The sequence below is a fragment of the bacterium genome, from assembly GCA_024228115.1.
GTDB lineage: Bacteria > Myxococcota_A > UBA9160 > UBA9160 > UBA6930.
On record JAAETT010000465.1, the window covers coordinates 36,401 to 44,715 of the forward strand.

9 protein-coding genes are annotated in these 8,315 nt (G+C 53.1%); all 9 read right to left on the reverse strand.

The genetic code is table 11. The features are described 5' to 3' along the window. Positions 1-248 precede the first annotated feature (248 nt). The 9 genes from GY937_20165 to GY937_20205 all read right to left on the reverse strand — a co-directional run bounded on the left by GY937_20165 (position 249) and on the right by GY937_20205 (position 7,939). Positions 249-725 (reverse strand): hypothetical protein, encoded by a 477-nt coding sequence (locus GY937_20165; GenBank protein ID MCP5059026.1) that lies wholly within the window; start codon positions 723-725, stop codon positions 249-251. A gap of 12 nt (positions 726-737) precedes the next feature. After that, entirely contained in the window at positions 738-1,436 is a 699-nt protein-coding gene (locus GY937_20170) for a hypothetical protein (GenBank protein MCP5059027.1), read from the reverse strand. Further along, positions 1,433-1,789 (reverse strand): hypothetical protein, encoded by a 357-nt coding sequence (locus tag GY937_20175; GenBank protein ID MCP5059028.1) that lies wholly within the window; start codon positions 1,787-1,789, stop codon positions 1,433-1,435. Before GY937_20175 ends, GY937_20170 begins: the two co-directional genes overlap by 4 nt. A gap of 117 nt (positions 1,790-1,906) precedes the next feature. Further along, the gene (locus GY937_20180) at positions 1,907-2,296 is read right to left on the reverse strand and encodes a hypothetical protein (protein MCP5059029.1); all 390 of its coding nucleotides are present in this window, start codon (positions 2,294-2,296) and stop codon (positions 1,907-1,909) included. An 11-nt stretch (positions 2,297-2,307) separates the two neighbouring features. Continuing rightward, positions 2,308-3,603: a phage major capsid protein gene (locus GY937_20185; GenBank protein MCP5059030.1), complete on the reverse strand. Its 1,296-nt coding sequence runs from the start codon at positions 3,601-3,603 to the stop codon at positions 2,308-2,310. Positions 3,604-3,630: 27 nt separating this feature from the next. Next, positions 3,631-4,506, reverse strand: coding sequence for a hypothetical protein (locus tag GY937_20190; GenBank protein MCP5059031.1), 876 nt, complete (start codon positions 4,504-4,506; stop codon positions 3,631-3,633). An 83-nt stretch (positions 4,507-4,589) separates the two neighbouring features. After that, the gene (locus tag GY937_20195) at positions 4,590-6,758 is read right to left on the reverse strand and encodes a hypothetical protein (protein ID MCP5059032.1); all 2,169 of its coding nucleotides are present in this window, start codon (positions 6,756-6,758) and stop codon (positions 4,590-4,592) included. A gap of 289 nt (positions 6,759-7,047) precedes the next feature. Further along, the gene (locus tag GY937_20200) at positions 7,048-7,488 is read right to left on the reverse strand and encodes a hypothetical protein (GenBank protein ID MCP5059033.1); all 441 of its coding nucleotides are present in this window, start codon (positions 7,486-7,488) and stop codon (positions 7,048-7,050) included. 1 nt (position 7,489) lies between these two features. Next, positions 7,490-7,939 carry a hypothetical protein gene (locus tag GY937_20205; protein ID MCP5059034.1) on the reverse strand — a complete coding sequence of 150 codons (450 nt, stop codon included), beginning with the start codon at positions 7,937-7,939 and terminating at the stop codon, positions 7,490-7,492. Positions 7,940-8,315: the final 376 nt, after the last annotated feature.

Sequence of the window (8,315 nt, forward strand, 5' to 3'; positions counted from 1 at the left end):
CGTTCACAGGGTCCTCAGTCACCGCGGGATTGTAGTAAACCGTCTGACTCGTTGAGTACTTTCCCTCAATGTAGAGAGAGATGGGAGTATTGGGTTCTGAGCTTCCATCCGTACCTGTCACCTGGGCTGCGAGAAGGAGATGAGTGGCTCCATACTTCGCAACGCTGATGTCATCGGTATGGACAGCATTAGCTGTAGTGCCACTTTGTACAAAGTAAGACTCAATGGGTGTGATCTCTCCTGCCATCTCAACCTCCCCACGGCAAGCGAAGAAGGACAGCGTCCAGGTTCAAGACAGTAGCTCCGTTCAAGGTGCCTAGACCTCCCACGTTGGCAAACTCAAACCTCATCGAGTGAAGCCCCCATACCGGGTATAACTGCCACTGAAGAGGGTACGCAGACCCTGCCCCACTCTCAGGGTCAGGAGTAGGCGTGATGTAGTTTGGCACCGTGGTAGCCAAGCTGGTAGTGGTGAACTTCATCAGGTGATTCACCACGCTCCCACCATCGTTGTGGCTCACGCCGTAGTACCATGCGGTGTTGGAACGAGAGTACTTGGCCTGGACGTGCATATTGAAAGCCACGTTTGGGTTAACAGTCACGCTCACACCGAAGGCAACGTGCGTGACCCCTCTCCCAGAGATAATCAGCTCAGGAGTTACGCTACCATCTATGATGGCCCCGGACTGCGTGAAGTAGTCTGGAACGACGTCAATAACACCCATACCAAGAACCTCCTAGAGAGCCGTCCAGGGCTCAACGAAGTTGATTGTTTTCGGTGCCTGTATGTTGACCCTTCGGACGTGCTCCTCAAGAAGAGTCTCTTCCTTCTGGACTTTTCGTGTCACGTAGGCCATCCGCGCACCACCCTCCTCTTCTTTCGATAGAAGCTCCTCTAGGGCTGCCCACTTCAGGTACTTGTGGTTATTGACAGGGATCCCACTCACATCGTTGTCACTCACAAGCTTCTGGAGCATCCTAACATACGTGAGAAGGAGAGTAGCTCCCTTAGAAGAGTCACTCGGGACCATCAGACGAATCTGACTCTGACCCATCTGTTGGTACGCTTGAGGTGAGAATCTCCTCCAAGGAGTCTGAGACGTGATGAACTGATAGAACTCCCGATCAGCCTGCGTATGTTGGATCTTTGTCAAGAAGAAAGGGATAGGGTTTGCTGAAGCATCGTCCGTGATACGCTCGAGCGAAACTACCTTCTTACAGTCCTCAGGAAGGTTGTAGACAGTCTGATCATCCGTCTCCTGAATGGTCTTCCACCCAAAGAAGTAGTACTCGTAGACCCCGTCTATGATCCTTTCAGCATCACCTTGGGCTGAGTTGATTGCATTCTTGATCTCGTCATCTTCCCAGGAACCTTTCACCGTGGAGGAACGCCCAAGATAGCTGTTCACCTCGGTGACGATCTCAGAGAACTTCATGACGGCATCCCCGGATGAGTGACCACAGTCTTCTCCATGGAGGGATAGTGGTGTTTTGCCATCTCCTCGATAGTCTGACCACGTTTCTCGTCCTTCTTGGCCTTGGCTTCCTTCTCACGCTTCCTGCGAGCTTGAACCCACTTGGCAGCCTCCTCGGGAGTCTTCACCTTGATACGCCCATCGAAGAGCGAGTGAAGGAGCCACTGTCCTGGAGGGCGGTAGGTGGAGTCTCGGTCTTCCCACTGACAGACCCTGACGGGAAACCAAAGGTTGTTGCCAGCGTGACGGACAACCTTCCAGCGCTCATCAGGTTGATCAAAGACCAGACGTAGTTCCTCGTCGTAGCGTTGCATCTCATCCTGAACCCACTGGAAAGGATGATTACTCTCATAGAACAGAAGAGTTTGGACACTGAGCATTGTTGTAAAAATCCTCCCCCGCCCCCGAAGGGGCGGGAGAAGATCTCCTAGCTAACCAGTTGCAGGGTTACCGAAAACCAGCACCTTCACGTTGTCAAGCATTGACTGCGAGGTTGGCAGGCCAGCAGCAGCGCCACCATCCCAGATCGTCAGGTACGCATCAGCAACCTTGGTTGTGCCACTGTATATCTCTTCGTACGTAGCCATGAAGCACATATCATGGCTCTCCTGATAAGCTGCTTTGCTGACAAAGAGCCCACCAGACACTACCAACTGGATATCGTTAAGGCCAAAGGAAGTTGCCAAGAGCCTAACGTGGTCCCCCCCACTAGCGAGAACCCCTCCAGATGAAGCGCAGCTCATAACAACTTCAACGAATCGAAGATTCACGAAGTTGCCAGAACCAGTGATCTTGATCGCAAAGGGAGTATTATCAGCCATGGGTCACCTCCTTAGACCACGTCCGTGCCTTCAACGTCATCGATCTTCGAACAGCCACCTGGCTTTGTAGTCACCAGCTCACCGAAGAAGAAGATGATCGCGATATAGGCGGGTTCACCTGTAGGAGCCAGGTGGAGGATGGAGCCATCTTCGTCCATCCAGTCAAAGTCAGCCAAGCGCGCGATATAAACGAGACGCTTGTCCAAGGCAAGAATGGAGTTCTGAGGCGCGAACTTATCTGGAACAATCGGGATGCCGTTGTACTCGATGAAGTCCATGGCATCATCGTTCTCAGCGTAGCCCGCAGGAAGCCTCATCGTGTTGGGATAGCGCTTCTGAAGTAGCTGCTGTTGCTCGAAGGCATCCCTAACACCGAAGGTCGTCACGAAACAATTGATCTTCCCACCGGCCTTGATGTTCGCAGCATCAATGGACTGCTGAAGCAAGGTAGTAGAGACAGTACGGTTGGTCCCACCGTTCCCCAGAATCGTGGAGTTGAACCAAGCATTCGCGGTTCTATCGATGTTCTGGAGATTCGTGACACCAGCAGTCGTGTAGAGATACGGGTTCGTTTCCGCGATAACACCATCGAGACCCATCATCTCGTGACGTTGATCTCGGGTTCTCGCACCCGCACGACCGACCATGTACTGAGTAGCAGTACCAACAGTCACGTCTTGGTTAAACGTGATGATCCCAGTGTTCGTTGCCACATTTGTAACTCTTATCCCTTGATAGAGAATCGAGTCATCCGTAGACACGCCAGTAGGATCTGTGTGTGAAGTCGTTGCGTTGTCATCCCAGACGTCACATAACATCTGCTCACCAAACCGGCGGGCTTCTGCTGCAACACTGAGAGTCATCGTTGTAGTAGAATGTGATGCGATACCGCTGGGGGCCAAGTCACAGTCACCATTGCCAAGGATAACCCTGTTCAGGTCATCCTTCATGTCAATCGGAAGTCCCTCCACCTCTGTGCGAATCGCCCGAGCAAACGCACCAGCGGATGAACGAGACTGACTGATGACTTCTTGTCTGACCTTCAGTTGCCCGTAGTAGTACTTCGGGGGAATCTTCAGGTCCTCGTATCCTTGAGCCCCGGCAACAGGTACGTTCGCTGTGCTTCCAATGAAGCCAAACCCTTGGTTTCGCGTCTTGCGTACCGGAATGACCATCTCACGACCGCCCTCATCATCCTTCTTATCAAGGATTCCGTAGACGGTGTCTTTGGAGTTCAGCTCATCCCGGATCGGACCAAGGTAGACTTCCTTCAGCACAGCATCGAACGTGCTGAGGGTAGTTGCCAATCTTTTGCTCCTGAATGGCCATGGACATCAGCCTTCTCTCCTGTTTCTTTCTTCCAGGAAAGCTACAGCTTTCTCGTCCACGGCGTCCCAGTCTACTGAACCATCCCGTCTCGGGGAGATGCGCTCCGCAGCCTTAGCCTTGGGGGTAGGACTGCGTGCATCAGCCGTCTTCGGGACCGTCATGCGCTTACCTTTCTCCTTGGATTCAGCGTACTTCGCGAGAATACGAGCCTCTCGCTTCTTCTGCTTCTCGTTCAGAGATTCAATAAGCTCATCAGCCTTCCGGGTATAGTTATCCAGGCTCACAGACCGATCAGTGAACAGCCCTTTCAAGACTTCCTCTACATGCTCCTCGGGATCATCCTTGAGGTGAGTGGTCTTCTTCAATTTCTTGATGACAGTCCCTTGAAGGGCTGCCATCGCACGGCGCTTCTGCTCCGCCTGAAGAGTCTCCTTCACCTCTCGGACTTCATTCCGAAGATCAGATTCTTGTTTCTCTGTGGCTGCCTCAGGGTCTCCCGCGAGATATCTCGTGGCTGCTTCAGGATCGTTCGAAGCAAGACTCCTGACATGCTCGAATTCTCGTAGCTTGTTCTCCAGGTCAGAACGTGCCCTCTCGAGATCGCGCTCGCGCTGAGATAAATCCTGAGATCTACGAGTGTGAGCAGCCACCATGCCACTCACGTTCTCATCGTTCTCAAGCATCTTGTCCCATTGCTCACGAGTGACCTTCCTGCCAAAGACATCGAGTTCCTCAGGCGTTTCTTCTCCCTGAGGTTCGTTATTACTCTCAGTTTCTTCGGAAGACTCTTCGGTCTCTTCAGATACGTCTTCTCCGGACTCCACACGCTTCTCGAGTTCTTCGATCTTTTGATCGATCTCTTTACTGTTTCCTAAACCCATGACTGAGATTCTCCTGACACCAATCGGTTGGTCAGAATTTACGTATGTCACTCAGGGACGCCACTCGGTTGGTCCCACGCCCGTTACTGGAAAGCCGTACGGGTAGCTGTATCCATGCCCTGCATTGGCCCCATGGGTGCCGTAGGCCCTGCCGGGTACGGCGCCGGGGCTGCTCCAGGGGCACCCCCATCAGGATTCGTTTGACGATTGGTATCACCTCGATCGCGCAAATCCCTAGAGGGTGCTGAAGAACCTTCCTGAGATTCCTCTTTTCCGTTCTCTCCAGGCTTACCCTGAGCCTGCTGCATCCCCATCATCATCATGTGATGAAGCTGCAAATGCTGCTCAAGGAATGCCGTGAGTTGAGGGTCATCCCGGAAGGTATCAGTCTGAAGGGCTTCTCGGTGAAGAGCCACATGGATGATGTGGTTCTCATGCCACCTTGGCATCGGTAAGGGGAAGCCTCTTTTCGCAGCCAAATTCTCTTGGCGTGCCAATCTATCGTCAACCTCTGACGTATCGAACGCCAGAGCAGTATCTTCTAGTTCAAGGTAGTGATGGAGCCACGCTCTATCCGCAGGGTCCATCGGGTTCTTGATCCCGCTCTTGACCAGTACCTCGGATATCTGAAGAGCGAGAGCTTTGTTCTTGGGAATGGCGGATGAGGGGTCCACGTATACGTCTGAGTGTCCTCTCAGATCCGCCCCCGTCCACTCAGTAACCTCCCACCGCTTGTCTGTCCCGAAGAGCCGTAGGATACGGTTCTCTCCCACCATGGGATGAACAACCTTCAGGACTTGCCTACCCCAGTCCTTGTGTGCGTAGGCTACCCGCTTGGTAGGAGGTGTCATGTCCCGCACGTCTTGTTCGATGAGCTGAGCCAGGGCAATCCCACTCATCCTCTGAGAGGCCATCCCTCGAGAGGCTGAGAAGGACACCGAAGTATGGTCCATGGCCCTCTCAACGGTCTCGAGGAGGAACCTGTAGGCAGACTCCGCGAACGCAGGGGGGTTCATGTAAGAGGGAGGCATGGCTCCGTTGTACTCAACTCTCTCTCCTGGCTCTGAAGTGAGGGCTGAGTCAGGCACATTGGACTGACGGTTGATGAGAACCTTTGGATGACCATGCAGGATGAGACACTCAAGGAACTTTCCGATGACCCTGTTGTAGACCCTTTGCTCGGGGATGAGGTGATCGATGACCGACTGTCCCCAGAGCCTCCCCGGGATCATAATGTCCTTGGCCATGCAGAACGGGAGTTCTTCTCCGTAGGGATTCTCATCATTCTCACAGACTGTAGAGCCCGCGATGACTACCTTGCGCCCCTCCTCGAATTCTTCGGAGCCTCCAGCCCTAAGCCACATCTCCTTGACGGTGACGAATTCTCCCTTTCCTGGGGTACTCTCTACTCCGTGCCTGAACCCAGAAGGTCCGATCAGGTTGAGAAGAGTTCTCTCGTAGTGACGGGCCTCATCTATGTTCGAGACGTTTTCTCTCTCAATCAGGTCAGCCTTGTCAGGGTACTGACGGTAGACCCACTCCAGTGGTCTCTCAGTAACCTGGATAGCCCACTCGGTATCCTCCCAGGTGGCAGCGTTCGGGATGTACATTTGGAAGGGTGAGACTACCTCGGTACGAATATCCCCCTGATGGTATGCCTTCGTGATAGGTGTTCCATCTCGATCATAGAGAGGGAGTTCGGTTTTCTGATCGAACTGAGGGACATCCACCATGTCCCCGACTGAGGCATCCCACGTTACCTTGTAGAAGGCTGTCCCGCAGGTGACTAGCCAGCGCACGAACTCCTGGCGCTGGGAGTCCATATCAGAGAATTCCCAATAGTGCCTGAGGACTTTGTCTCCTAGGTTGGCAGCACGAAAATCGTCCTCGTCTGCAGTCTTGGGTCGTACCCTGAGTTCAGGGGTGGAAGTGAGAAGTGTGGAGTGTCGTTGCTCGACATACTCAATGATTTTGTTAAAGGGCTGACGTATCCGCCACCTTGGTACATCGGAACGGTATACCAATCCACCGTAGTGGTCTGACCAGTAGTGATAATGGTAGCCTGCCAAAAATCCGATGTTAATGAACCACTGCTTCTCAAGGGCTCGCTTGGCTGTATCCGTTGGCCTCCATCTCTCTTCAACAAAGTTGTATGCCTCCGCTTCTTCTGGTGTGACAGTGTGCGCTTGTTTCCTCGCTAGCTTGCGCTGGCGTGCGTTCTCTCGTGCCTGGAGCGGACTGACAAAAGCCATGGTTATCTCTCATGCACGAACAAGAAGATCGGAATTGTGTGACCGTTGTAGTCCGAATCGGACTCTCCGCTCACCCTCAGAACTATTCCAGTCGTTGACAGAGACGAATAGAAGTAACTTCCCGCTGCCCCCCTTGGAACAATCACAGAGGCGTGGGGGAGCTTCGTGAAGGCTGTTGAGAAGGTGACGGACTGAGCACCCGAGTTAGACGCAATGGCCACATCAATGTGCTCGTAGTAGTATTGGTTTCCCCTAAGCCCGTCACGCGCTCCGATGGTAACGGCTGCCATTAATCTCCTCCCGTGTACTCAGCAGAACTCATATCCGCAGGTGCTAGAGTCTCCGGGTTTCCTCCCACGGGCCAGCCACGGTGATCTGCTGTCTCCTGAGCCATGACCCGAGCTTTCTCCATAGCAATCATGTCCTCGAGTTCTGGATCTCTTCCATTAGGAGGCATCTCCACAGGCTCTTGCGCACCCCTCATGGCAAAGAGCTGTTGAGTAGTGGTGGTCTGAGACGCAAGGTTCTCGATGACACGCTGGAGAGCCTTCGTATCGTTCTGATGACTCCCAACCAAAGCGCGTCTATCCTGACGCTCTGCGTCCATCTCTCTCCCGTAGTGCTTGAGGATGGCTTCTGTCTGGCGTGAATTCCTCCATGCCAAGATGCCCAGGATGAGGGCCAGAATCCCCGCAGGTAAGTAAGCCACAAGGATATCTGTGAGTTCCATGTTAGAAGCTCTGATTCTGTTTGGTGGCCTGGGACTGAGCCCCGGACACTGGGTTAGTACTCTTGTTCTTTTCTGACAGGATTCGCCTAGTTTTGGGCAACCTGTTCAGTCCAAAAGCAGCAGCATAGAGGGGCTTGAAGGCCCGGTTACGCCGGTCGTAAATTCGTCTTTCTTGCACGCCTCCAAAGTCCTCCACGTCAATGACCGTTTCTGTGTTGACCCCTCCAAAGTAGTCCACTTCCTCCCATGTGGATTCGATCAGATCATTCTCCACCTCGTAGACAACCACGTAGGTATCTGCTGTGTTGTCTGCGGTGGCATGATCAAAGTCGTAGTAGTAGATTCCTGGCAATCCTGAACGATCCAACTCGCTCATCAGAACGCTCTGGGGTGCGGATACGAAGGACTGACCGTCCAACGCGAGAAACTTCCCATCGGTGTTCCTACGCATCTTGAAGTAGACACGCTCACCAGCTCGGCCCCGTCCATTCACAACCAGAAAATATCTGAGCCTGTGTGTGGTTCCGAGGGTTGGCACTACTTGAAATCCTCCACCCATCCCCTTAGCGAAACTCGGTGGTCTTTATACACGAGGGCGGATAGCGCGTCGTTGACTCTCCACACCACCTTGTCTCCTGGAAACAGAAACATCGGGGTTGGCAATGTGTATCTGTAGAAGACATAGTCAAAGTTAGAGGAATGCCAATCCACCGTAGGTCCCTTCAAGATTTCCCATCCATGGGTAAGAACATCCGCATGACTCTGAACCTCTGTATCGTCCGCTATCCGATGGATGTTATACTCAACCCCGTCCATCAGAAAAAAGA

Excerpts from the sequence above, each read along its gene's own strand:
- GY937_20190 (MCP5059031.1), bottom strand. The coding sequence starts at position 4,506 with ATGGGTTTAGGAAACAGTAAAGAGATCGATCAAAAGATCGAAGAACTC.
- GY937_20175 (MCP5059028.1), bottom strand. The coding sequence starts at position 1,789 with ATGCAACGCTACGACGAGGAACTACGTCTGGTCTTTGATCAACCTGAT.
- GY937_20200 (MCP5059033.1), bottom strand. The coding sequence starts at position 7,488 with ATGGAACTCACAGATATCCTTGTGGCTTACTTACCTGCGGGGATTCTG.
- GY937_20195 (MCP5059032.1), bottom strand. The coding sequence starts at position 6,758 with ATGGCTTTTGTCAGTCCGCTCCAGGCACGAGAGAACGCACGCCAGCGC.
- GY937_20180 (MCP5059029.1), bottom strand. The coding sequence starts at position 2,296 with ATGGCTGATAATACTCCCTTTGCGATCAAGATCACTGGTTCTGGCAAC.
- GY937_20170 (MCP5059027.1), bottom strand. The coding sequence starts at position 1,436 with ATGAAGTTCTCTGAGATCGTCACCGAGGTGAACAGCTATCTTGGGCGT.
- GY937_20165 (MCP5059026.1), bottom strand. The coding sequence starts at position 725 with ATGGGTGTTATTGACGTCGTTCCAGACTACTTCACGCAGTCCGGGGCC.
- GY937_20205 (MCP5059034.1), bottom strand. The coding sequence starts at position 7,939 with ATGCGTAGGAACACCGATGGGAAGTTTCTCGCGTTGGACGGTCAGTCC.